The organism is Pseudomonas lactucae (assembly GCF_036688725.1).
In the GTDB taxonomy this organism is placed as follows: Bacteria; Pseudomonadota; Gammaproteobacteria; order Pseudomonadales; family Pseudomonadaceae; genus Aquipseudomonas; species Aquipseudomonas lactucae.
Window position 1 is genome coordinate 112,529 of the sequence record NZ_JAQQPT010000019.1, and the last position, 23,490, is coordinate 136,018.

Consider the following 23,490-nt stretch of genomic DNA (forward strand, 5'->3'; position numbering starts at 1 on the left):
GGGCGGTCAGCGCAATCGGGTGACGGTGAGCGCGACCACGGCGATCCGCTCCACGCGCTCATAGCCGGGCTTGTCGAGTTCCTCGCCGAAAACATCCGGGTCCAGTTCACGGTAGGTCCAGCCGAAGGCATCGTTGGCCAGCAAGGGCCCGACCGCTTCCAGGAAAGGATCGCCGCCGGCGACCATCGCCACCCCGGTATACAGCACCAGGCTGCCGCCCAGGGCCAGGCGCCCGAGGGATTCGCTGACGATGCGCACCGACAGCTGCTCACCCAATGCACCGCCGCCATGCCGGTAGGCACGCTGACGGTCGTCGTTCATGTACGGCGGGTTGGCGACGATCAAGTCGAATGTGCCGTCCAGGCTCGCCAGCAGGTCGCTCTGGTACACCCTGACATTGCTCAGCCCCGCCAGCTCGGCGTTCACCGCGCTCATGCGCAGGGCGCGGGGGTTGATGTCCACCGCCAGCACCTGTGCGTCATGCCGCGCCTGGGCGATGACCAGCGCGCCGACACCCGCGCCGCAGCCGATGTCGACAGCGCACTTGATCGGTTCGAAACGCTGCTGCAGATGGGCCTCGATCACCTGCGCGAAACGGTAGCTGTCGGGGCCGAAAAACACCGCGTCCGCCTGGGTGGTGGGGTACGGTGAATGCGCAAACAGCAGATCCCCCAGGCTCGACCAGCGCACGGTACTGCGCCACAACGCGTCGTGTTTTTCGATCACGTCCGCTTGCTGCAGCTCATCGCGAAAGGCGTCGGGCAGCAGGTCGCTGTCAAACGGCATCGACCAGCCGAACACGTCACGCAGGTTCATCGCCAGCGGGGTCGCCAGGCGTCGATAGACACGTTCGTGGGTCAAGGGCGTGGGCGTGATGAACCGGTAGCCGCTCTCCTTCAGGCCCTTGCCCAGGTTGAGTAAGGCGCGGTCGGCGAGTTGTTGTGCAGACATGGGCCGTTCCTTAGCGCAGACGCGCACGCAATTGGATAAAACGCCGAGTGGCATACAGCCCGGCAGGAGTGCAATGACGGCGCGCGGACAGCCATGGGATCAGCGCGTTGAGTTGTTGTTCGCCGGTCAGGTTGCTCAGCGATTCCACCAACGCCTGGGTGTCCGGGTCTGCCGGGCGTTGTTGCGCGCGGGCAAACGGGCTGCCGCGCCCCGGCCGTGCGGCCGGCACGCGTTGGTCGCGGCTCCAGTCACCGGCAATCCAGTCATGCAGGACCTGTTTTTCATAGCCGCTGAACACGCCGAACATCGCTGCCCCAGCCCCCTCGATCAACTGCCAGAAACGGCTGTTGGCCGGGGCCTGGTTGAGCTTGATCCAGCCTTTGTCCTGCAAGGCCTGGAGAAAATCGGGGATCTGCCCCGGCGTGGCCAGCCACTGGTTGACGGTCTTGCCCTCGAAGCGGCAATAGTCCGAATGCATGTGCTGGCCGAAAGTGCGCTTGCGTTCGAGCATCGCCACCACTTCGTCCTGGAGGTTGAAGCTATCGATTACCGCCGTCGTGCCTGGGCCGAGGTCATTAAGGCGATAACCCTGGGCCACGCGCCGGTAGAACTGCGACCTGCCCTCGCCCAGCGGCAACAGGTTGAGCACCGATTGCGCCGCCTTGCAGGCGTGGCCGCTGCTGGCATTGTCGATGGTCACGTGGAGCGTGAAGTAGTAAGGGTCGATGCCCAGTTCACTCAGTTCATAGGAGGTAATCAACAGGTGCAGCGGCAGCTGTTCGTAGCCCAGGTTGTAGCCGATGACCTCCGGCAGGAATTCTTCCGTGCACAGGCCCAGGGCCATTTGCAGCGCGCCTTGCAGGTAGTGCTCATCCTCAAGGCCCGCGTCGCTGTCGGCATCGTGGTCACTGAGCAGTTTGCGGTAGATCACCACATGGTTCTGCGCGGCATCACCATCGCCCAGCTCTTCCAGGTAAGTGGTGAGCAGCCCGTCGAAGCGCTGGTCCTGCCAGTAACGCAGCAAACCGTAGAGCCAGGCGCCATCGACCTGTTTGGTCGGGGCCACGCGTTGCAGCACATACAGCGCATGGGCCTTGTTGCGAAAGTAACGACGCGGCCGGCCTTGCCGACGTTGTTCAAGGTACTCGGCGTAGGCCTGGGCCACGACGGCGCAACGCTGCTCGACCCAGGCATACAAGTGTTCCGGTTCGTCGGGAAGCTCGCTGTCAGCGTCTTTTACCAGGGCCAACTGCGAGTGCAGGAACTCGCGAGCAAGCGCACAAGCGTTCGGCGCTTCGCCATGCAGTTGTTGATAGACCCGCTGATACTCCCCGCAGCCCGAGTAATGCACAGAGGCCGGCTGGCCCGACAGCGCCGTTAGTAACGTCATGATGGCAGTTCCCGCAATGTCCTATACAACCTGGCCTTCTTGCATGAAGACCCCGCAAGAGCGCTCGCTGTGCGGCGCTTCTATAGGGAAGAACATTGTGGGGTGGGGAAAATTCAATCGGGTTTGGGAGGGTGGGGATAAGCGGTCGATGGGTATAGCGCGGAGGGGACTGTTTGCTGGTGCTCTGGCTGTTGCTCTGGCTGTTGCTCTGGCTGTTGCTCTGGCTGTTGCTCTGGCTCTGGCTTTTGATCTTGATCTCAGGCGCCCCGTCAAACACGCTGGCCGCAATTCGATATTGATTTGGGGGGTAAACCGGCAGGGATGCCGGTTTAGCCGCCATCGGGAGCAAGTCGAATCGTCGCACCGCCCCTCCCACATTCAAATCGCGGGGCATCAGTTAGCTCACCCACAAACAAAAAAACGGCACGCTGGCGTGCCGTTCTGTCCTTCCCTGCCTGAAGCGTTTACTTACGCGCCGCCTCCCACGACTTGAGCAAGTCGCTGTAGGTCACGGTCTCGCCTTTAGGCTTCTCGTTCGCCAGTTTCGGCTTCGGCGCACCCGGTTGGTCGAACCAGTATTGCGCGTCACGCTCGGGGTTCATTTTCGGACCGCACACCGGTTGCACCTTGGAGCGCTCCAGACGCGTCATGATCGCGTCCTGTTCCTTGGCCAGGTTGTCCAGCGCCTGTTGCGGGGTTTTTTCGCCGCTGGCGGCCGAGGCGATGTTGCTCCACCACAGTTGCGCCAGGCGCGGGTAGTCCGGCACGTTGGTGCCGGTCGGGGTCCATTCCACACGGGCCGGGCTGCGGTAGAACTCCACCAGCCCACCGAGTTTCGGTGCCATGTCGGTCATGGCCTGGGAGTTGATGTCCGACTCACGAATCGGCGTCAGGCCGACGATGGTCTTCTTCAGAGACACGGTTTTGGAGGTCACGAACTGCGCGTACAGCCAGGCCGCGAGTTTCTGTTTCTCCGGCGTCGACTTGAGGAAGGTCCAGGAGCCTACGTCCTGATAGCCCTTCTTCATGCCTTTTTCCCAGTAAGGTCCGACGGGCGACGGTGCCATGCGCCATTTCGGCGTGCCGTCGGCGTTCACCACCGGCAGGCCCGGTTTGGTCATGTCGGCGGTAAACGCGGTGTACCAGAAGATCTGCTGGGCGATGTTGCCCTGGGACGGCACCGGGCCGGATTCGGAGAAGGTCATGCCCGCCGCTTCCGGTGGCGCGTAGGCTTTCATCCAGTCGACGTATTTCTGGGTCGCGAAGACGGCAGCCGGGCCGTTGGTGTCGCCGCCGCGGGTGACGCTGGAACCCACTGGGTGGCAGTCCTCCACGCGAATGCCCCACTCGTCCACCGGCAAGCCATTGGGCAGGCCCTTGTCGCCGCCCCCGGCCATGGAGAACCAGGCATCGGTGAAGCGCCAGCCCAGGGACGGGTCTTTCTTGCCGTAGTCCATGTGCCCATAGATACGCTTGCCGTCGATTTCCTTGACGTCTTCGCTGAAGAACTTGGCGATGTCTTCATAGGCCGACCAGTTCACCGGCACGCCGAGGTCGTAGCCGTATTTTTCCTTGAACTTGGCTTTGAGCTCCGGGCGTTCGAACCAGTCGGCGCGGAACCAGTAAAGGTTGGCGAACTGCTGGTCGGGCAACTGGTAGAGCTTGCCGTCCGGCGCGGTGGTGAACGACAGGCCGATAAAGTCCTTGAGGTCGAGGGTCGGCGAGGTGAAGTCCTTGCCTTCGTTGGCCATCAGGTCGGTGATGGATTCGGTCTTGCCGTAGCGAAAGTGCGTACCGATCAGGTCCGAGTCGTTGACCCAGCCGTCATAGATATTCTTGTCCGACTGCATCTGGGTTTGCAGCTTCTCCACCACGTCGCCTTCCTGCAGCAGGTCGTGGGTCAGCTTGATCCCGGTGATTTCAGTGAAAGCCTTGGCCAGCACCTTGGATTCGTACTCGTGGGTGGTGAGGGTTTCCGACACCACGTTGATCTTCATCCCACGGAACGGTTCCGACGCCTTGATAAACCACTTCAACTCTTCGAGCTGTTGGGCTTCGGTGAGGGTGGACGGTTTGAACTCGCTGCCGATCCACTTTTTTGCGGCATCTTCATACGCATCGGCCCAGGCCGTAGCGCTCAAACCGCTGAGGGCCAGTACGGCGGCCAATGAAATGCTATGTCGCAGCTTATTGTTTTTATTCAACATAGAGACCTCCTGGTGGTTTATTCACAAGGGCATTAGCCCCAACGCATCACACTCAACAGCCACACCAGGGACAGCGCGGACGCCACCCAGATGCTCCAGCCGGTCACGCCAATTACCAGCAAATGCAGGTAGGCGCTGCCGAGAAGACCAATAAACAAACGATCTCCACGGGTGGTGCTGATCGGTAGAAACCCACGCCGAGGGATGCTCGGCGAACGCAGTTCCCAGGTGGTCATGCCCGCCAGGATCAGCGCGATGCCGCCAAAGAACAGTGCAGTGGGGGTGGTCCAGGCCATCCATTCCATCATCGACTCCTCAGACCCGGCCCAGGGCAAAGCCCTTGGCCACGTGGTTACGAACAAACCAGATCACCAGCATGCCGGGCAGGATGGTCAACACCCCCGCCGCCGCCAGCACGCCCCAATCGATCCCCGACGCCGACACCGTACGCGTCATGACCGCCGCGATGGGCTTGGCGTTGACCGAGGTCAGCGTGCGCGCCAGCAGCAGTTCGACCCAGGAAAACATGAAGCAGAAAAACGCGGTGACACCGATGCCGGAGCCGATCAACGGGATGAAAATCTTCACGAAGAACTTGGGAAACGAGTAGCCATCAATGTAGGCGGTTTCGTCGATTTCCTTGGGCACACCGGACATGAAGCCTTCCAGAATCCACACCGCCAACGGCACGTTGAACAGGCAGTGAGCCAGGGCCACGGCGATGTGGGTATCGAACAGGCCGATGGACGAATACAGCTGGAAGAACGGCAGCAAAAACACCGCCGGCGGCGCCATGCGGTTGGTCAGCAGCCAGAAGAACAGGTGCTTGTCGCCCAGGAAGCGGTAGCGCGAGAAGGCATAGGCCGCCGGCAGCGCCACGCTCAGGGAGATCACCGTGTTCAGGCTCACGTAATACAGCGAGTTGAGATAACCGGTGTACCAACTCGGGTCGGTGAAGATCACCTTGTAGTTGGCCAGGGTGAAATCCTGCGGAAACAGTGTCAGCCCGCCGAGGATTTCGGTGTTGCTCTTGAAGGACATGTTCAGCAGCCAGTAGATCGGCACCAGCAGGAACAGAATGTAGATCAACAGCGGGATTACCTTGCGCTTGCTCATGTTGGCGGCCTCAGCGGTTGGCGTCGGAGTGGGTCATGGCGGTGTAGAACAGCCAGGACACCAACAGAATGATCAGGAAGTACACCAGGGAAAACGCCGCCGCTGGGCCCAGGTCGAATTGGCCTACAGCCATCTGGGTCAAGGTCTGACTTAGGAACGTGGTGGCATTACCCGGTCCGCCGCCCGTCAGTACGAACGGCTCGGTGTAGATCATGAAGCTGTCCATGAAGCGCAGCATCACCGCGATCAGCAGCACGCTCTTCATCTTGGGCAACTGGATATGTCGGAAAACCGCCCACGCAGACGCGCGATCAATCCGCGCGGCCTGGTAGTAGACGTCCGGAATCGCCCGCAGACCCGAGTAGCACAGCAGCGCCACCAGCGAGGTCCAGTGCCACACGTCCATCACCAGCACGGTGACCCAGGCGTCCGCCGTGTTGGCCGCGTAGTTGTAGCTGATGCCCAGGGCGTTGAGGCTGTAACCCAGCAGGCCGATGTCGGCGCGGCCGAAAATCTGCCAGATGGTACCCACCACGTTCCACGGGATCAGCAGCGGAATCGCCAGCACGATCAGCACCAGCGACGACCAGCGACCCTTGGTGGGCATGGTCAGTGCGATGGCGATGCCCAGCGGGATTTCGATCAGCAGCACGCAGGCCGAATAGATGAACTGGCGCAGCAGCGAGTCATGCAGGCGCGGGTCGAGCAGCACCTGCTTGTACCAGTCGGCCCCGACGAAGTAGCGGCTGGACTGGTCGAAGATGTCCTGCACCGAGTAGTTGACCACGGTCATCATCGGGATCACCGCACTGAACGCCACCAGCAGGAACACCGGCAACACAAGCCACCAGGCCTTGTTGTTCTGCACCTTGTTCATGGCTGCACCTCCAGCAGATAGTCGTCGGCGTACACCATCAGCCACTGCGCGGGAAAGCTGATGGAGGCACGACCTTCGGGCACCGGTTTGTCTTCGGCCAGGCGCACTTTGAGCCGCGCGCCGTCGAGGTCGAGGGTCATGATCTTGTAGGTGCCGAGGTCTTCCAGATGCGTGACATCGGCCTGCATGGCATCGGGGTTATGCTCGTCCCACACGTGGATAAACTCCGGGCGAATGCCCACCTGCAGTTTCGTGTAGTCCGTCGCTTCAATACGTTGCTGCAACGCCTCGGGCAATGGCAGATGGGTGCCGGCAAACCGCACCCCGCCCGCCTCGGCCTGCACCTCGATCAGATTCATCCCAGGGCTGCCGATGAAATAGCCGACAAAGGTGTGGCTGGGTCGCTCGAACAGTTCCCGTGGCGTGCCGAACTGCACGATCTGCCCGCCGTACATCACCGCGATCTTGTCGGCGAAGGTGGAGGCCTCAAGCTGGTCGTGGGTGACGTAGACCATGGTGATATTGAACTGCTCGTGAATCTGCTTGAGCTTGCGCCGCAGTTTCCACTTCAGGTGCGGGTCGATCACCGTCAGCGGTTCGTCAAACAGGATCGCCGAGACGTCGTCGCGCACCAGGCCACGGCCCATGGAGACTTTTTGTTTTTCATCGGCGGTGAGGTTACGGGCTTTTTTGGTCAGCAGGTTTTGCAGGTCGAGGACCTCGGCGATTTCCTGCACCTTGCTGTGGATTTTCGCCTCGGCCATGCCCTGGTTACGCAACGGGAAGGCCAGGTTGTCGAACACCGTCATGGTGTCGTACACCACCGGGAACTGGAACACCTGGGCGATGTTGCGTTTCTCCGGCGTGAGGTCGTTGACCACTTGGGTGTCAAACAGCACCTGGCCCTCGGACGGGCTGAGCAGGCCGGAGATGATGTTGAGCAGGGTCGACTTACCGCAGCCGGACGGGCCGAGCAAGGCGTAGGCCCCGCCCTGCTCCCACACATGGTTCATTTCCCGAATGGCGTAGTCCTCCGGCCCATTCGGCGTCGGGCTGTAGCTGTGCGCCAGGTTCTGCAAATGGATCTCGGCCATCAGGCAACCCTCGCGACACGGCGTCCGGGGGCCTGGACCAAACGGCCCTGACCATCGAACACAAACAGTTTATGGGTGGGGATATACACGCGGATCGGCGCGTCGACGTCGTACTCATGCACCCCGGGCAAGTGCAGCACCAGCAGGAAGTGCTCGCTGCGCACATGCAGGAAGGTTTCCGAACCGCTGATCTCGGCGACTTCGACAGTCACCGCCAGCTCCAGGTCATCATCGTTGCTCGGCACCAGGCTGATATGGCTGGGGCGCACGCCAAAGCGGAACTCGCCTTCGCCGATGGGGCGCAGGTCGACGTTCAGCGGGAAGTGCACGAAGTTGGCGAAGCTCACCTCATTGCCACTGATGCGCCCCGGCATCAGGTTGATCGGCGGCTCGGAAAACAGCTCGGCGGCCAGCACCGTCTGCGGCTGGTGGTACACCTCGGCGGCCTTGCCGCTCTGGATCACCCGGCCTTCGTGAAGGATGGTGGTGGTGCCACCCAGCGCCAAGGCCTCGTTGGGCTCGGTAGTGGCGTAGACGGCGATGGTGTGGCGGGCCTGGAAGAGCTCACGCATTTCCTGACGCAGCTCTTCGCGCAGTTTGTAGTCCAGGTTCACCAGCGGCTCGTCGAACAGGATCAGTTCGGCATCCTTGACCAGCGCGCGAGCCATGGCCGTGCGTTGCTGCTGACCACCGGACAACTCCAGCGGGTGGCGCTGGAGGAACTTCTCGATGCGCAGCATCCTGGCGGTTTCCAGCACCTTGCTCTGGATGATCTCGTTGGACACACCGGCCTGGCGCAACGGCGAGGCGATGTTTTCGAACACGGTCATGGTCGGGTAATTGATGAACTGTTGATACACCATCGACACATTGCGCAGGCGCACCGGTTTGTGGGTGACATCGACGCCGTTCATCAGGATGCGGCCGCTGTCGGGCTTGTCCAGCCCGGCCATCAGGCGCATGAGGCTGGTCTTGCCGGACAGGGTGCGGCCAAGCAATACGTTGAAGGAGCCGGGCTCGAAACGCAGGGTGGCGTCGTCGATCCAGGTCTGGCCTTCGACAACGCGGGAGACATGTTCCAGGGTCAATGACATGACACGACCTTTTTTATTATTGGAATGAATCTGGCCAGTCGTCAGAGCGAATTTCGTGCCAAGAGCGGCAGGTGTTTGATTCACAAGGAAATGGGGTAAAGGGGATGTTCGGGAGTGAACAATCTGACTGAACAACTGAACAGGTTGGGGGTTGACAATGAACAGTTCTGAACAACACTTTATGGGCACTGGAGAACAACTGTGGGAGGGGATTGCCCCTCCCACAGTTTTTGTCCCCGTCGCATCAGATAAATAGTGCAAGCCCCATAACAATAAAAAGAAGGTCAGCATGGCCGAACCCTTGCCCCACGACACCATCATCCAGGACTCCTGGCGCCGTTGCCGCGCGTTCGGCCTGGACCACCAAAGCACGCCCAGCTTCGACCAGCTGCCGGCCGAGGGCATCAGCCAATTGCTGGAAAGCCAGCATTCCCTGGTGCAGACCACCCACCAGGAGGTCCTGCCCTATTACGAGAACATCCTCAGCAATTCCAATTGCCTGATCATGCTGGCCGACAACCAGGGCCAGGTGCTGACGTCGTGGGGCACCCAACGTTTTATCGAGCCGAAACTGGCGCGGGGTTTCAACGCCGGTGCCAGTTGGATGGAGCGCTGCAGCGGCACCAATGCCATCGGCACCGCGCTCGCCTGTGCCCAGGCGGTGCATATCGAACATGACGAACACTTTCTCAAGGCCAACCGCTTCATGACCGGCTCGGCGGCGCCGATCTTTGATGCCCAGCGCGAAATCATCGCGGTGCTGGATGTGTCCAGCGACAGCTACCTGCCGCCCTCCCACACCCTGGGCATGGTCAAGATGATGAGCCAGACCGTGGAAAACCGGCTGATCCTCAACCTGTTTCGCGGCGAGCATTTCCAACTGACCTTCAACACCGGCTTGAGCAACCTCGACAGCCAGTGGGCCGGTCTGTTGATCTTTGATGAAAGCGGCCAGGTGTTGTCGGCCAACCGGCGCGCCGACAACCTGCTGGGCATCAGTCTGTCGCGGGTGATGATCGACAGTTTGTTCAAAGTCTCGTTGCTGGAGCTGCTCAACCAACCGGAAGGTTTGCCGTTTTCGTTGCAGGCGGCAGGACGCAACCGCTTCCAGTGTTTGCTGAAACGTCCCAGACAGATGCCGGTACAGGCGCGTGTGTTCAGTGAGCCTGTTGCGCCGAAGCCGGTGTCGATTGGCCTCAAGACTCTGCATTTCGGCGATGCTCGCGTGGAAAAAGCCGTGCGTCAGGCCGAGCGCCTGCTGGAAAAAGACATCCCGCTGCTGATCCACGGCGAAACCGGCGTAGGCAAGGAAGTGTTCGTCAAAGCCTTGCACCAAGCCAGCTCCCGCAGCCAGAAGGCGTTTATCGCGGTGAACTGTGCGGCGATTCCCGCGGAGCTGGTGGAATCGGAACTGTTCGGCTACGAAAAAGGCGCGTTCACCGGTGCCAATCAGAAAGGCAGCATCGGCCTGATCCGCAAGGCCGACAAGGGCACACTGTTTCTCGACGAGATCGGCGATATGCCGTTGCCGACCCAGGCGCGCCTGCTGCGCGTATTGCAGGAACGTTGCGTGCAACCGGTGGGCAGCAGCGAGTTGTTCGCGGTGGATTTGCGCATTATCTCGGCGACCAACCGCGCGTTACGCGAGCTGGTCCAGGCCGGGCGTTTTCGTGAAGACTTGTACTACCGCATCGGCGGCCTGACCCTGGAGTTGCCGCCACTGCGCGAGCGTACCGACAAACGGGCACTGTTTCAGCAGCTGTGGCAGCAACACCGCGAACCGACTCAATGGGCCGGCCTGAGCGCCGAAGTGCTGGCATTGTTCGAGCAGCACCCGTGGCCGGGAAATTTGCGGCAGGTGAGCAGCGTGTTGCAGGTAGCGCTGGCGATGGCCGAGGAGCAGCCTATTCGCGCCGAGCATCTGCCGGATGATTTTTTTGTGGACCTCAACGTGGCCGCGCCACCGCCTGCCACTGAGGAATGGGACGACAGCATCGACCTGACGCAGCGCTTGAAGGCCGCCGGCGGGAATATTTCCCACCTGGCGCGGGAGCTGGGGGTGAGCCGCAACACCTTGTACAAGCGGTTGCGGCAAGGTCACGGCTGAATCGGCAGATCAGCGCCAGCTCCACGACACGCCGGTGTAGATACCCCGCCCCTCTGCGGGCGTGGAGCGCGCGACATCCAGGCCCTTGTCGTCGTAACCCGCAGTGACGGTGTTGGCGTAGCGGCGATTGCCGAGGTTGCGCAGGTCGACCCAGGCTTGCCAGTCCTGATTGGGGGCGTCGTAACCGAAGGTCGCGCCAAACAGGGTGTAGGCCGCGGCATAGTAGGAATTGGCGTAGTCCACCGCCACCCGTGAGGAATACTCGGTGTTGAAGCTGCTGTAGAAACCGGTCGGGTGGCTGTAGCGCAGTTGCGCCTGGTAGTAGTGCTTGGGGATGCCTGGCAAGGTGTTGCCGCCGAAACGCTCGTCGTCGCGGTAGTGGAAGTCGCTGAAGGTGTAGGCCTGGCGCAGGTCGAGCCTGCCGGTGCCGCCGCCGTCCCACAGTGGGCTGAGCAGGCCCAGCTCCACGCCCTGGTGCACGGTGGGGCTGGCGTTGGATTCGGCAATGACCGCACTGGTGGTTGCAGTCTGGGCCTGGGTTTCCACGCTGAGCAGTTCGTGGCGCACTTCGGAGCGGTACAGCGCCAGGTCCCATTGGCCAAGCCATGCGTCACCGCGCCCGCCGATTTCCAGGGTGGTCGCGGTCTGGTTTTTCAGGCTCACGCCTTCACGCGCCAACCCGGTGGCGGCCCCGCTGGTGAAGTACTTGTTGGATCCCCAGATCATCGACCACGCATGCGGTGGCTCGACCGAGCGGCTCAGGTTGCCGTACACCTGCAGTTGCGGGTTGAAGTCATAGCGCAGGCCGATGCGCGGCGCGTAGTCCCAATCATGCTGGCTGAGCGGCGCCTGGCCTTCGGGGTAGGTGACCTGGGTTTCGCGGCGGGTGTAGATCGCGGCGAGGCCGGTGGTCAGCCACAGGTCGGGCATCAGCTCCAGGTCATTGCCGACATGCAGCACGGTGTCGGAGCCCAGGTAGCTGTAGTCGCGGGTCTTGGTGCCGGGGGCGTAGCCGGCGGTATTGCCGGCCGGCGTGCGTACGTATTCCGAGGTGCCGTTGTTGGGCATCGCCTGGGTGGTGCGCAGGCCGAGCGTGGTTTTGCTGGCGTGACCGAACAGGCTGTCCTGGCGAATGTAATTGAAGGTGCTGCTGATGTCGGTGTAGGCGACTTTCAGGCGGTTGTTGCCTTCGCGCAGGTCCATGGGGTAATCGTGGTACGCCAGCCCCATCTCGATACGGGAGCTGTCATCGAGCTGCAAGGTCGTCTTGTTGGCGAGCCAGGTCGACCCCGGCTGCAGGCGCTTGGAATCGCGGGCGACGTTGAGGCTGCTGGCGGCGCGCGGGTCGTGACTGATCTGGTAGCGGGTAAGCCTGCCGGGGGTGTCGTTGGCCGTTTCGCGGTAACGCAAGTAGAAGCGGGTTTCCAGCTCCGGGCTGAAGCGATAACCGAAGTTGGCCGCCACGCCCTTGGCGCTGGCCGCGCTTTGATGCTGATAGCCGTCGGATTCGGAGTCGGTGAGGCTAAGGTAGTAATCAGCGTCCCCCAGCACCTGCCCCGAGCTGATCTCGCGCTGGGCATAACCACGACTGCCCGCTTCGTAGCGCACTTGCAACTTGGGCGCGTCGTAGCCGGTGCGGGTCACGTAGTTGACCGCGCCGCCCAGCGCCAACGCCCCCTGATCAAACCCGTTGGCGCCGCGCAGCACCTCGACGCGGCTTTGCCACAAGGGGTCCTTGAGTTCATAGGGCGTACCACCCGGACCGGTCAACGGCAAGCCGTCGAACATTTCGTAGAGCCCGGAGGCATGGGCGCCCGGGCCACGATTAAGCCCCGAACCGCGGATGGATAACTTGACGCCTTCGTTGTTCGCCGCCTTGGCATAAACCCCGGGCTGGTACTTGAACACCTCTTCGTTAGTGCTGACGCGCCCTTGCTGCACGGTATTCATGTCGATGTAGTTGGTGGCGCCCGGCACGCTGCGCAGCTCGGCCTGGGCCACTTCAGCGGCGCTCGCCTGCGAGGTGGTGATTTGCACCGGAGCCAATTGCAGTTCGTCGGCGTTGGCAAGCGAGCTGAGGGTCAAGGCAGCGAAAAACAGTGGAGGTTGACGCGACAACATGGTGCAGGTCCTTGGAATCGGGGGGCATGAAAGGCCAGGCCCTTCACGCTGACAGTCATGGGAAGACCTGCATGCCCTCCAGGTCACGCCTTATTAACGGACCAGCCCCTTCCCACAACAGTGTCGGAAACGGATTATTTAAAGCGCGCGAAATCGAATAAGTGCGATCGCTTTCAGGACGAAAGCGAAATAGATGCCCCATCGTCCGATGCAAACGTCACCTCTGCGCAGGTGACGTCGGGCCGCGTAGCGCCAGGCCTATGACAACTCGTTCGCAAAACGCCCGACCGCACTCACCACCTGCTTGGCCCCCCCTTGAATCTCGGTGATCACCGCGCCGGCTTGGTTGGCCAGTGTCAGCCCCTGCTCGGCCTGCTCGCGACTGCTGAACATCTCGGTAATGGCTTCGTCGGCAAGGCGTTGGTTTTGCTGAACCACGCTGACGATCTCTTCGGTCGCCGCACTGGTACGACTGGCCAGTTGCCTGACCTCATCGGCCACCACCGCAAAGCCGCGCCCCTGTTCACCCGCGCGCGCCGCCTCGATGGCCGCGTTGAGGGCCAACAGGTTGGTTTGCGCGGCAATGCCGCCGATGGTCTGCACGATGGCGCTGATCAACAACGACTGTTTGCCCAGCGCCTCGATGCTGGAGGTGGCCGACTGCATCTGCGCGGCAATATTCTGCATGGTCTGCACAGTATTCTGCACAACCGTTGCACCGCGTTCGGCGGTGACATCCGTTTGCAGCGACACCTCGTACGCCACCCCGGCGGCCTCCTTGACTTCGGATTCGCGCAGTACCTGGTCAGTGACAACGCTGGCAAACTTGACCACCTTGCACAGATTGCCTTCGGCGTCATGCACCGGGTTGTAGGTCGCTTCGAGCCAGACCTCATTGCCGCGGCTGTCCACCCGCTTGAAGCGACTGGCAACAAACTCACCGCGATTGAGGGTTTGCCAGAAACTGGCATACGCGGGCGACGCAACATCCTGGGGGGTGCAAAACATACTGTGTTTTTTACCGACGATCTGCTCGAGGGTATAGCCCATGGCATTGAGAAACTGGGTATTGGCGTTGACCACCGTGCCGTCCAGTTTGAATTGAATGACGGCCGTTGAACGTAACAAGGCGTTGATGAACGCCTCGTTTTCCTTGGATTTTTCGATGGAGTGAGTGACTTCGGTGCCGTAGCCCTGGAGGTGCGAGAGCTGGCCATTACGGCCCTTGATCGGGTACCAGGTCAGGTTGATCCAGGCGAGGCTGGCGTCGCTGCGCAGGTAGCGGTAGTCGTCGGTCACCGGCTCGAACCGGGCGACCGCCGCGTTGAAATTGCGAAAGCAGGGCAAATCCTTGACGTAGGGCGGAACGACCTCGCCCAGCAGCCGACCCTGCAGTTGCTCGCGGGAATACCCCAATACCCGGGCGAACGCCTCGTTAATCGTGGTGATCCGAAAATCGGCATCCAGGCAGATCGACAGCTTGCCGCGATCGCACTGCGCAACGAGTTGACGCAACAGGAAGAGTTCGTCGTCCTGATCCTGTAGATCCTTCTTCAAGCGTCGATTAAACATATGCGCATCCCTGGGAGTTATGTTGACTGCATCGACCGTACTGCCTTCAACTTAAGCACAAGACGACGAACAGTCACGCAACCCTCAGCTATTTTTGCAGGCAGGCAGCTCCAGCGTCTGCATCAGCTCTTCAGCTTCCGATCCCGGCGGGAACCTGAAACCGTACATTTCGTCGGTCGCCAGGATCGTCCCAAGGGTATCGAGCAACTGCGCCTGGGTTGGCGCATCACGCAGCAGCTTCTGCGCAGGCAATAACAATTCGGCAGGAACGCCTTCGGCACTTGCGGCGTCAATCACCGCGAAGAGGATAAAGCGCAGGCGTATTTCGCGATCCGTCGGCCACACCGTTTTTCGCTTTCCCAAAGTCGGGCCTCATCTTTTCGGAAAAGTCCGAGGCTATTGCTGACGCAGGAGTGTTTCAAGCATCGGAATGCAACATAGGCCGCTTCCTACAATGAAAAGGGAAACACCGCACCGATCACACCACACTCACTGCACCGGCAAAAAATTCATCAACAACAAACTCTGCGCATAGTTGAGACCGATACGCCGATAGCGCTCATCGAGCATCTGCGTCAACAGGTCGAGCCGCGCGACAATCTTGCCGAACTCCACCGCAAAGCTGAGGTTACTGCCCTCCTCCGATATTTCATTGGAAAACAACAGCAGCACACCGTTGGCGTCCTGGCGTTTGCCGAGCAGCCAGGTGGCCTTCTCGATATTGCGTGCAGCGTTGCTGACGAACTGCGGGTTGATCGAGTCGGTGATGTAGAACTCAGTGCGCCCACCATGGGCAGTCACCAACATGCTGCCGATCGCGTAGATAAAGGCACCGACCCGATCGCCCTTGAACTCCGGGCTCAAGGAGTAACTCAAGGCCGCCAGGTCGCGACGGTCGCCAAGGGCCGGCAGCGCTCGGCGCTGCTCGATGGCCTGGCGAATTTCGCGCTCGGCACTCACCGCGTCCGGGTAACCGGACTGCCGCCATTGGCTAGGGTTACGCAGATAGAGCTTGCTCATCAGCATATACAGGCTTTGCAGATTATCGCGCATGCCCAGGGTCGCCATGCGATCGACGCTGGTCTGAAAGAATTCATCGGGTTTGCCGTTACTGAACTGCTTGGCGATATCCCGGCCCTGCTGCTGGCTGCAGCCGCTGGCGCAGAGCACGAACACCGCAGCCAGCAATAACGGCCGGTGCCCTCGACGACTTTTTGAAACAGTAAACGTGCAATCCATCGGCACCCGATCTTGTGCTTGCGCCCACACAGGAAATTGGCGGGGCTGGGACAGAAATAGAGCGAAAAAATGCAAAAAAGTGCGGCAAGCGTCGACAGATGCTCTGAGAAGCGCTTGCCAGAGCGATCCATGACGAATGCACTTGAGCGCCTATACTGTCTAGAACAACTGCGTGTGTTGTTGGCGAGCCAGGACGGCACCTCAATTTTTGAGTGGCCTGGCGCGTGTAGGTAGATTGGCTAAGGCACTGAAGCCAGCAGTTGTCAATGAGGTCACGTCGATGAAACATCCAATTCGAGCACAGCTGTTTGCCCAGGTGATTTGCCTGCTTTCGGTGGCTCAGCTTTTTTGCTGACTGAGAGGGTCGGTGCGTTGCAAGTCAGCTGCGCAGGTGGCAGGGGCAGGTGTCGCCCAGCGAACCGGCGACTGCCGAATATCACCCGTTGGCCCCACGCATAAACCGCTGCACGGGCAAAGGTCGGTTGGTGTGACACACCATCCGCTCCCACGCGCGCCACACAATCTTTGATAATGCTTCTTGTTTGATCTAGATTAGTGTCTTTTTACCCTAGGACTTCCAATGTTCGAGTTGCAGGCTCTCTCTTTCGAAATCCCCGAGCGCACCCTCCTGCACCCGCTGGACCTGACCCTGCCCCATGGTCAGATCATCGGCTTGATCGGGCATAACGGCTCCGGGAAATCGACCCTCCTCAAGTTGCTTGCCCGCCAGCAAGCCGCGAGCCGGGGAACGGTAACGCTCGATGGCGTGCCGTTGTCGGCCTGGAAAAACCGCGACTTCGCACGGCAGGTGGCCTACTTGCCGCAACAACTGCCCGCCGCCGACAGCCTCACTGTGCGCGAACTGGTGCGCTTTGGCCGCTACCCGTGGCATGGCGCCCTGGGGCGTTTGAGCGAGGAGGATCACGCGCAGGTCGAACAGGCTCTGGAACTGACTCACACCACCGCCTATGCCGACCGCCTGGTGGACAACCTCTCCGGTGGCGAACGCCAGCGGGTCTGGCTGGCCATGCTGCTGGCACAGAACAGCCGCTATCTGCTGCTCGACGAGCCCACCTCGGCGTTGGACATTGCGCATCAGGTCGAGGTACTGGGATTGATCCGCGAGCTGAGCCACAAGCTGGACCTGGGCGTGGTCGTGGTACTGCACGAGATCAACATGGCTGCACGTTACTGCGACCACCTGGTGGCGTTGCACAGCGGCCGGTTACTGATCCAGGGTCCACCGGCGGACTTGATGAACAGTGAAGTGCTGGAGTCCATCTATGGCATCAGCATGGGCGTCATGCCGCACCCGCGCGATGGCTCGGCGATCAGTTTTCACTACTGACGATTCGACCCGATCGCGGCTTGTCCGGCCTTTTTAGCCCTCAGACACAAGCCAGCTTGCCGGATGGTTTGACCTTAAGGGGACAGTTGCCGCATAGCTCAAGCTCAGGCAACAGATAGCGCACGCAGCAGACCTTGCGCTCGCGGCGCAGGCTGGCTTGACCCTGTTCATCGATGATGGGCAGATACTGCACAGGCTGGAAAAGCGGATTCCGGCGCCCGTCGGGGCGGGTCTTGGTTTCCAGCAAAAGGCGGCCTGGCGCCAAGCGTTCGGCGGGCATGCCGGCCTTGGCCATCAGGTTGAGCAGGTTTTCGAAATAGTTGCCGGCATTGCTCCACAGCACCTTGGGCGAAAGCTTCACCTGGCTGGCCATGGCCTGGAACAGCGGCTGCAAGTGATCGTCCAGCAAGCCCGAGAACAGCTCGAACGGATCACTTACCTCGGCCGCGAACGGCTCGCCTTTGCCTATCAGGCGAAACGCCTGGGGCAGGAACTCTTCATTCAGCATCAGGGCGGTGTCGGCCAGGGACAGCGGCAGACGCCAGCGCAACAACAACGTGGCCCCCATCACGGGTGGCAGCAGTTTGACGATGTAGTGCTTGGCCCACAACGACACCAAGGCACGGCGGTCGCTGCCGTCGTAGCGCTGGCCGAAGCGGCCTTGCAAGTCGTCAAAAGCGTCGGGCGCCAACAGCCTTTGGTAAGGGATGGCCGGACGAGGATCGTCGGCCAGCACCAACACGTCACGGTAGGACTCGAAATCACCACGAAACAATGGTGCAAGCACGTCGATCATCAGCCCCTGGCACCCTTGTTCATAGAAATTGACAAACGAGAAACAACATCATTTACCCAGCATACCCGATCGGCTGTGAATATTCAGCCCATCAGGCCGAGACGCTTCGACCGACCGCGCGGCGCGTTTCAGGGGCCGATTGGGGCGCTTGAATGCCCTCCAGTCGCTTTTCCAGGGCAGCGGCGATCTCCCCGGAGCGCGCCGGCAGGACAGACAACAGCGTGTCGCTCAGGCCGTGGGACTGCTGGCTGAACCCCTGGATAAAGACCGGTGCTTCCAGTGCAGGGCGCGCCAGCAGTTGATAATCGCGATCGACCCGGAAATCTTCCAGATAGTCGTGGAGTGGGGCAAGCAATTCGCGATGCGAACGACGTTCGTAGCCGGTAGCCAGGATCACCGCGTCGTAGCGCCGCGTCTCGGTGCCGCCAGTGTCCAGCTCGCGCAGTTGCAATTGCACGCGACCATCCACTTCACTGGCGCTGTCGATGGTCCGCCGGCAGAGGAAACCGTGGCGATCGATGCCGGAGACTTTCTGCCGATAGAGAATGCCGTAGATGCGCTGGATCAGGTTCAGGTCCACCACCGAGTAGTTGGTGTTGTGATACTCGCGGATCAGCCGCTCGCGCTCGGTTTCCGGCTGGTTGAACACCAGATCGGTGTAATCGGGGCCAAAGATTTCGTTGACGAACGGGCTGTCGTCAGCAGGCTTGAGCACACCGGCGCGCAGGATCATATCGACCTGCAAGTTCGGGTAGCTGTCATTGAGGTCGATGAACGCCTCGGCGGCGCTCTGGCCGGCACCGACCACGGCGATACGCATCGGCTCGCCACGGGTGCACGGTTGGGTGGCCATGGCCGATAAGTAACGGCCATGGTGGAACACCCGTGGGTCGTCCTTGAAGCCGGCGAACGCCTGGGGAACCTTCGGTGTGCCACCGGTACTGACGATCACCGAGCGGGTCTGGCGGCTGACTTCGTGACCTTGCAGGTTCCGGCTGATGACATTCAGGTGCCGCACCCGACCGCTCACTTCGACCACGGGCTCGACGCGCAGCACTTGCTCGCCATAACGGCTCTGCTCGGCGAATTGCGTAGCGACCCAACGCAGGTAGTCGTTGTACTCCATGCGACACGGGTAGAACGTGCCCAGGTTAATGAAGTCCACCAACCGACCATGGACCTTGAGGTAATTGACGAACGAGAAACGGCTGGACGGATTGCGCAGGGTCACCAAGTCCTTGAGGAAGGAAATCTGCAGTTCGCTTTGGGCGACCAGGGTGTTGCCGTGCCAGTTATAGTCGCTCTGGCGCTCCAGGAAGAGCGCATCGAAGGCCTTGCCGCCCTGCTCCGCGCGCTCTTGCAAGGCAATGGCCAGGGCCAGGTTGGAAGGGCCGAAGCCAATGCCAATCAGGTCGTGGGGAGCCGTCGGGGTGAGGTGCTGGGTCATGTGACCGATTCCTTCCAGAGAGGGTGGGAGAGCGGGCCGGAACATCAGGACCGGCCGCCGGATAAGGTGTTTTCAGAAAACGCTCGCGGCCTTGGCGAATCCAGCGCCCTCCACTCGCTTGCCGGCTTCGAGGGCCGCCAAGGCCCGCGCCAGCTCTGCCATGAATTGCGGGTGGCGGATAATGTCCAGGTGGTGCGCGTTCGCCACGCAGCGCTGCTCGACGACGTTGACCAAGGCACTCCAGTCGCGCAGGCGTTCGCTGCGGGTCAGGGAGTCGTCGGCCTGCCAGACATGCGCATCGATGGCCAGTGGCGCATGCACCTGTCGGGCAGCTTTCAATCGCTTGTCGAGCAACGCCCACTGCTCGAACTCCCGAGACAGTAAATCCGGCCCGTCGCAGGGCAATTGCCCGTCGCACGCCAGCACATATCCGGCCAGGGCATCGCGCTCAGCGTCGTCCATCAGCGCGAACAACCCCCGCCATTGAGTGGCCATGGCCGAGCGGGCCAACCAGCTTTCCAGCAGCGGCTGCGCCTGGGCGCGCGCGGCCTTGTCGAGCGGTTGCTGTGGATGGAATGGCACCGACTCGAACACATCCACCAAGCCAAGGAAATCGACATGGGCGCGCCCTTGCAGCAAGCGCGCGGTCTCCAGGGCCAACTCGCCTCCGGATGACCAGCCGAGCAAGGCGCAGCGTCCACCCTTGACGGTGCGGGCAATGTAGTCAGCGTACTCACCGGCCAGCGCGGGTAAGTCATAGCCACGCCAGCGTTGCTCGGTATAGACATGGCTGACAAAGCCATACACCGGCCGTTCGCCGCCCAGGGCGTCCACCAGCGGCTTGAATTCGCTGCTGTTGACGATCAGCCCCGGCAGGCAGAACAGCGGCACGCCGGCGCCCGAACGCGACAAAAACACCACCTCCGGGTCGGCCACCGGCGGCGGAGCCAAGCGTTCGGCCAACGCGGCGAGGCTCGGCGCATTGAGCAAGTCGGCGAGGGTCAGCTTGCGCTCTCCTTGCAGGCCCTGCTTGCGGATGCGCGCGAGCAGTTTGAGGCTGAGCAGCGAGTCACCGCCCAGTTCGCCGAACGATGCGTCGCGCGCGATATCGCTACGCCCCAGCAGGTCGCTCCATAACTGCGCCAGCGCCTGTTCCACCGGACCGCGCGGGCCCTCCCTCACAGGCTGGGGGGTCGGCGTCGTCGGCAAGGCGCGACGGTCAAGCTTGCCATTGGCCGTCAGGGGCAGTTGCTCCAACACGGTCCAGTGGGACGGTACCAAGGCGTCCGGCAATTGGGTCGCCAAGGACTGTCGCACGGTGTCCAGCGTAGTCCCGGCCGCGAGCACCAGATAAGCCTGCAACTGGTCGCCACCGTCTTCACCGGGCACGGCGATCACCGCCGCGTCGCGCACCCCGGCCAGATGGCGAATCGCGGTGCTGACTTCACCCGGCTCGACCCGGTAGCCACGAATTTTCACCTGATCATCGCTGCGGCCCAGATACTCCAGGCTGCCATCGTCGAGGCGGCGCACGCGATCGCCGCTGCGATACAGGCGCGCACCGGGCGCGCCATACGGGTCCGGCACGTAGCGTTCGGCGGTCAAGCCCGGTCGGCCCGAATACCCTTGGGTGACACCAGGGCCGCCCAGGTACAACTCGCCCATTACGCCGCGGTCCGCCGGATTCAGATAAGCATCCAGGACCCGGGCCTGGCCGCCCGCCAGCGCAGTGCCGATGGGCAACGTGCGAGCGCGCAGGCGATCTACCTTGGCGGCGTCCTGGCACAGCGCGCCCACCGTGGTCTCGGTGGGGCCGTAGTGGTTGAACACGCGCAAGTGCGGAGCAAGCTGGCGAATTTCATCAAGCAGCCGCCAGGCAGTGGCTTCGCCGCCGAGGATCAAGGTGTGCCGTGGCAGGACTCGAGCCGGTTCGCGGGCGTTAAGCAAGGCCTGCAAATGACTGGGAGTGATCTTCAGTACATCGGCGCCCTGCTCGCCTTGCCACTGGGCAAAGGCGTCGGGGTCGAAAGCCTGCTCATCGGCGGCCAGGTGCAGCACACCACCCTGGCTCAGGGCGGCGAACAGCACCGTATGACCGAGGTCGGCGGCCACCGTCGAGACCATGGCAAAACTGCAGTTCGCCGGCAATTGCAGACGCTGGCCCAGCCCTGCGATATACGCGGCCAGGTTGCCGCGACTGGCGACCACCGCCTTGGGCGTGCCGCTGGAACCCGAGGTGTAGATCAAATAGGCCGGCAACTGTGGCACCTGCACCGGCCAGGCCGTCAGCAGCGAAGGCGTCGGCAGGTTCAGGTCCAGCGCCAGCCAGTCCAGGCCGGGCACCTGGGGGTTGTCACCCAGGGCCAGGCACACACCGCTGTCGGCCAACACCGCCGCACGACGTTCGGCCGGCCAGCGCAAATCGATGGGCACATAGGCAGCGCCACACTTGAGCACCGCCAGGATGCCGACCACCAGTTCCGGCGTGCGTCCGGTCAGCAGCGCCACTCTGGCACCGGGACCGACGCCACGGGCCAGCAGATGTTGGCCAAGGGCATCGGCGGCGTGGTCGATGTGTGCGCGAGTGAAGGTCGCGCCGTTGCAGGTCAAGGCCGCGGCGTCAGGGTTGAGACGCTGCTGGCGTTGCCAGGCGTCAAGCACATCTTCGGCGGCGATTGCCGGGGCATCGTCGCGGTCTATGGGTGCGACGGCCAGTTCCAGCAACGGTCGGCCCGGCGCCCGGCTGACGGTATCCGCCAGTGCGCACAGACGCTCGGCCAGGCCCTCGATGCGCTCGTCGTCGAACAGATCACAGGCGTAAGCGATCAGTGCTTCGATGCCATCGGCACGGTCAGTGAAATCCACGCTCAGATCGAAATGCACTTCGCCCGCCGCCAGCCCGTCGAGGCTCATGGACAGGTCGGCGAAACGCTGCGGGCGGCTGGCCGATTGCTCCGTGCATTTGACCTGAAACAGCGGATGCGTACCCGCCTCACGGGGTGGCGCCAGGGCCTGCACCAGTTGGTCGAACGGCAGTTGGGAATGTTCCTGAGCCTCGAGCAAGGTGCCGCGCACCTGATTCAGCAGCTCGATAAAACTGCCTGACTCGTCGATGCGGTTGCTCAACACGCTCAGGGTGGTGAAATAGCCCACCACGCGCTGGGTTTCGGCGCGGGTGCGGTTGGCCAGCGGCGAGCCGATGCAGACCCTGTCGGCACCACTCTGGCGAGCGAGCAACAGGTTGAGCAGCGCCAGCATGGCCATAAAGGTGGTCGCACCGTTGGCCTTGGCCAGGTTGCGCAAGCGCTCGCTGGTGTCCACCGACAATTGCACGCGCACGCTCGCCCCACGCGGGTCGCGAACCGCGCTGCGCGGGCGGTCCAGCGGCAGCGCCAGGGGGGTGTGATCGTCGCCGAGTTGCTTTCGCCAATAATCGAGTTGCCGGGCCTGCTCTCCAGCATCCAGCCAGCGTTGCTGCCAACCGGCGTAATCGGCGTATTGCACGGCCAGCGGCGACCATTGCACCGCCTGCCCCTGGCAGCGCGCGGCGTAGGCCGCGGCCAGGTCTTCGATGATCAGGCCGATGGACCAGCCATCGGCGAGGATGTGGTGCAGGACGATAACCAGCCGATGCTGCTGCGCGCCCAGGCGATGCAACTCCAGGCGCACTGCCGGTCCGGCCAGCAGGTCGAATGGCTCGCAGGTCAGCGTCCGGGCTCGCTGCTGCGAGGCCTGCTCGTCCGGTTCGAGGCACGCCAGTGCCTGAAACCGCACGGGATTGATGTATTGCTGAGGCTCGCCGTCGGCGTCCTGAATAAACGAGGTGCGCAGCGCTTCGTGGCGGGCGAGCAAATCATTGCAAGCCTGCTCCAGGGCGTCGACGTCCAACACACCACCGAGGCGCAGCACGCCCGCCAGGTTGTAGGCCGGGCTGTCGGGCTCGCGCTGCCAGGCGATCCACAGGCCGCGCTGGGCGGCGGACAACGGCGAAACGTCCGGTCGCGGCAACGCGACCATGGGCAGATCGGTGAAGCGGATACCGTTTTCCTCGAGTTTGGCGAGGAAGGCCTGGCGCCGCTCAGGTGTCAGCTCGGCGAAACGCCGAGCGATTTGGTGCGGATCGATACTCAT

General features: G+C 62.0%; 17 protein-coding genes and 1 pseudogene. 2 read left to right on the forward strand and 16 right to left on the reverse strand.

What is annotated here, in order from left to right; genetic code table 11:
• Positions 1 to 6: 6 nt before the first annotated feature.
• The 8 genes from V6M90_RS21695 to V6M90_RS21730 form a co-directional block, all read right to left on the reverse strand.
• Positions 7 to 951: a methyltransferase gene (locus V6M90_RS21695; protein WP_003174630.1), complete on the reverse strand. Its 945-nt coding sequence runs from the start codon at positions 949 to 951 to the stop codon at positions 7 to 9.
• A gap of 10 nt (positions 952 to 961) precedes the next feature.
• The gene (locus V6M90_RS21700) at positions 962 to 2,341 is read right to left on the reverse strand and encodes an iron-containing redox enzyme family protein (RefSeq protein ID WP_332847124.1); all 1,380 of its coding nucleotides are present in this window, start codon (positions 2,339 to 2,341) and stop codon (positions 962 to 964) included.
• Between the two features lie 464 nt (positions 2,342 to 2,805).
• Positions 2,806 to 4,548 carry an ABC transporter substrate-binding protein gene (locus V6M90_RS21705; protein WP_003174632.1) on the reverse strand — a complete coding sequence of 581 codons (1,743 nt, stop codon included), beginning with the start codon at positions 4,546 to 4,548 and terminating at the stop codon, positions 2,806 to 2,808.
• Between the two features lie 32 nt (positions 4,549 to 4,580).
• Positions 4,581 to 4,853, reverse strand: coding sequence for a DUF2160 domain-containing protein (locus V6M90_RS21710; protein WP_003174633.1), 273 nt, complete (start codon positions 4,851 to 4,853; stop codon positions 4,581 to 4,583).
• 10 nt (positions 4,854 to 4,863) lie between these two features.
• A complete protein-coding gene (locus V6M90_RS21715; RefSeq protein WP_003174634.1) occupies positions 4,864 to 5,664 on the reverse strand; it encodes a carbohydrate ABC transporter permease in 801 nt (266 codons plus the stop codon).
• 10 nt (positions 5,665 to 5,674) lie between these two features.
• Positions 5,675 to 6,541, reverse strand: a complete 867-nt coding sequence (locus V6M90_RS21720; RefSeq protein WP_003174635.1) for a carbohydrate ABC transporter permease — start codon at positions 6,539 to 6,541, stop codon at positions 5,675 to 5,677.
• On the reverse strand, positions 6,538 to 7,635 hold the full coding sequence (locus V6M90_RS21725; RefSeq protein WP_141064765.1) for an ABC transporter ATP-binding protein: 1,098 nt from the start codon (positions 7,633 to 7,635) through the stop codon (positions 6,538 to 6,540). Before V6M90_RS21725 ends, V6M90_RS21720 begins: the two co-directional genes overlap by 4 nt.
• Complete coding sequence (locus V6M90_RS21730) at positions 7,635 to 8,729, reverse strand: ABC transporter ATP-binding protein (protein WP_078825079.1); 1,095 nt, start codon at positions 8,727 to 8,729, stop codon at positions 7,635 to 7,637. The genes V6M90_RS21725 and V6M90_RS21730 overlap by 1 nt, the downstream gene beginning before the upstream one ends.
• 289 nt (positions 8,730 to 9,018) lie before the next feature.
• On the opposite strand from V6M90_RS21730, the gene V6M90_RS21735 reads away from it, so the two are divergent.
• On the forward strand, positions 9,019 to 10,836 hold the full coding sequence (locus tag V6M90_RS21735) for a sigma-54-dependent Fis family transcriptional regulator (protein ID WP_305427339.1): 1,818 nt from the start codon (positions 9,019 to 9,021) through the stop codon (positions 10,834 to 10,836).
• Positions 10,837 to 10,845: 9 nt separating this feature from the next.
• On the opposite strand, the gene V6M90_RS21740 is transcribed toward V6M90_RS21735, so the two are convergent.
• From V6M90_RS21740 to V6M90_RS21755, 5 genes and pseudogenes are all read right to left on the reverse strand, one after another.
• Complete coding sequence (locus V6M90_RS21740; RefSeq protein ID WP_332847125.1) at positions 10,846 to 12,957, reverse strand: TonB-dependent receptor family protein; 2,112 nt, start codon at positions 12,955 to 12,957, stop codon at positions 10,846 to 10,848.
• A 258-nt stretch (positions 12,958 to 13,215) separates the two neighbouring features.
• Positions 13,216 to 13,791 carry a methyl-accepting chemotaxis protein gene (locus tag V6M90_RS30245; RefSeq protein ID WP_408637330.1) on the reverse strand — a complete coding sequence of 192 codons (576 nt, stop codon included), beginning with the start codon at positions 13,789 to 13,791 and terminating at the stop codon, positions 13,216 to 13,218.
• Positions 13,765 to 14,529 (reverse strand): annotated as a pseudogene (locus V6M90_RS30250) (PAS domain-containing protein); the annotation flags it as partial. The pseudogene V6M90_RS30250 and the gene V6M90_RS30245, both read right to left, overlap by 27 nt.
• A gap of 84 nt (positions 14,530 to 14,613) precedes the next feature.
• Entirely contained in the window at positions 14,614 to 14,892 is a 279-nt protein-coding gene (locus tag V6M90_RS21750; protein ID WP_003174641.1) for a hypothetical protein, read from the reverse strand.
• A gap of 126 nt (positions 14,893 to 15,018) precedes the next feature.
• A complete protein-coding gene (locus V6M90_RS21755; RefSeq protein WP_042944903.1) occupies positions 15,019 to 15,768 on the reverse strand; it encodes a hypothetical protein in 750 nt (249 codons plus the stop codon).
• Positions 15,769 to 16,348: 580 nt separating this feature from the next.
• On the opposite strand from V6M90_RS21755, the gene V6M90_RS21760 reads away from it, so the two are divergent.
• The gene (locus tag V6M90_RS21760; RefSeq protein WP_078825086.1) at positions 16,349 to 17,116 is read left to right on the forward strand and encodes an ATP-binding cassette domain-containing protein; all 768 of its coding nucleotides are present in this window, start codon (positions 16,349 to 16,351) and stop codon (positions 17,114 to 17,116) included.
• Between the two features lie 40 nt (positions 17,117 to 17,156).
• Here the strand turns inward: V6M90_RS21760 and fhuF are convergent, their stop codons facing one another.
• The 3 genes from fhuF to V6M90_RS21775 all read right to left on the reverse strand — a co-directional run bounded on the left by fhuF (position 17,157) and on the right by V6M90_RS21775 (position 23,490).
• Positions 17,157 to 17,912 (reverse strand): siderophore-iron reductase FhuF, encoded by a 756-nt coding sequence (fhuF, locus tag V6M90_RS21765; protein ID WP_332847127.1) that lies wholly within the window; start codon positions 17,910 to 17,912, stop codon positions 17,157 to 17,159.
• Between the two features lie 91 nt (positions 17,913 to 18,003).
• A complete protein-coding gene (locus V6M90_RS21770) occupies positions 18,004 to 19,359 on the reverse strand; it encodes a lysine N(6)-hydroxylase/L-ornithine N(5)-oxygenase family protein (protein WP_332847128.1) in 1,356 nt (451 codons plus the stop codon).
• 72 nt (positions 19,360 to 19,431) lie between these two features.
• Positions 19,432 to 23,490 carry an amino acid adenylation domain-containing protein gene (locus V6M90_RS21775; RefSeq protein WP_332847129.1) on the reverse strand — a complete coding sequence of 1,353 codons (4,059 nt, stop codon included), beginning with the start codon at positions 23,488 to 23,490 and terminating at the stop codon, positions 19,432 to 19,434.

Coding starts and splice junctions, on each gene's coding strand:
- V6M90_RS21775 (WP_332847129.1), bottom strand. CDS start 23,490: ATGAGTATCGATCCGCACCAAATCGCTCGGCGTTTCGCCGAGCTGACA.
- V6M90_RS21720 (WP_003174635.1), bottom strand. CDS start 6,541: ATGAACAAGGTGCAGAACAACAAGGCCTGGTGGCTTGTGTTGCCGGTG.
- V6M90_RS21705 (WP_003174632.1), bottom strand. CDS start 4,548: ATGTTGAATAAAAACAATAAGCTGCGACATAGCATTTCATTGGCCGCC.
- fhuF (WP_332847127.1), bottom strand. CDS start 17,912: ATGATCGACGTGCTTGCACCATTGTTTCGTGGTGATTTCGAGTCCTAC.
- V6M90_RS21760 (WP_078825086.1), top strand. CDS start 16,349: ATGTTCGAGTTGCAGGCTCTCTCTTTCGAAATCCCCGAGCGCACCCTC.
- V6M90_RS21725 (WP_141064765.1), bottom strand. CDS start 7,635: ATGGCCGAGATCCATTTGCAGAACCTGGCGCACAGCTACAGCCCGACG.
- V6M90_RS21755 (WP_042944903.1), bottom strand. CDS start 15,768: ATGGATTGCACGTTTACTGTTTCAAAAAGTCGTCGAGGGCACCGGCCG.
- V6M90_RS21730 (WP_078825079.1), bottom strand. CDS start 8,729: ATGTCATTGACCCTGGAACATGTCTCCCGCGTTGTCGAAGGCCAGACC.
- V6M90_RS21710 (WP_003174633.1), bottom strand. CDS start 4,853: ATGGAATGGATGGCCTGGACCACCCCCACTGCACTGTTCTTTGGCGGC.
- V6M90_RS21695 (WP_003174630.1), bottom strand. CDS start 951: ATGTCTGCACAACAACTCGCCGACCGCGCCTTACTCAACCTGGGCAAG.
- V6M90_RS21715 (WP_003174634.1), bottom strand. CDS start 5,664: ATGAGCAAGCGCAAGGTAATCCCGCTGTTGATCTACATTCTGTTCCTG.
- V6M90_RS21770 (WP_332847128.1), bottom strand. CDS start 19,359: ATGACCCAGCACCTCACCCCGACGGCTCCCCACGACCTGATTGGCATT.
- V6M90_RS21700 (WP_332847124.1), bottom strand. CDS start 2,341: ATGACGTTACTAACGGCGCTGTCGGGCCAGCCGGCCTCTGTGCATTAC.
- V6M90_RS21740 (WP_332847125.1), bottom strand. CDS start 12,957: ATGTTGTCGCGTCAACCTCCACTGTTTTTCGCTGCCTTGACCCTCAGC.
- V6M90_RS21735 (WP_305427339.1), top strand. CDS start 9,019: ATGGCCGAACCCTTGCCCCACGACACCATCATCCAGGACTCCTGGCGC.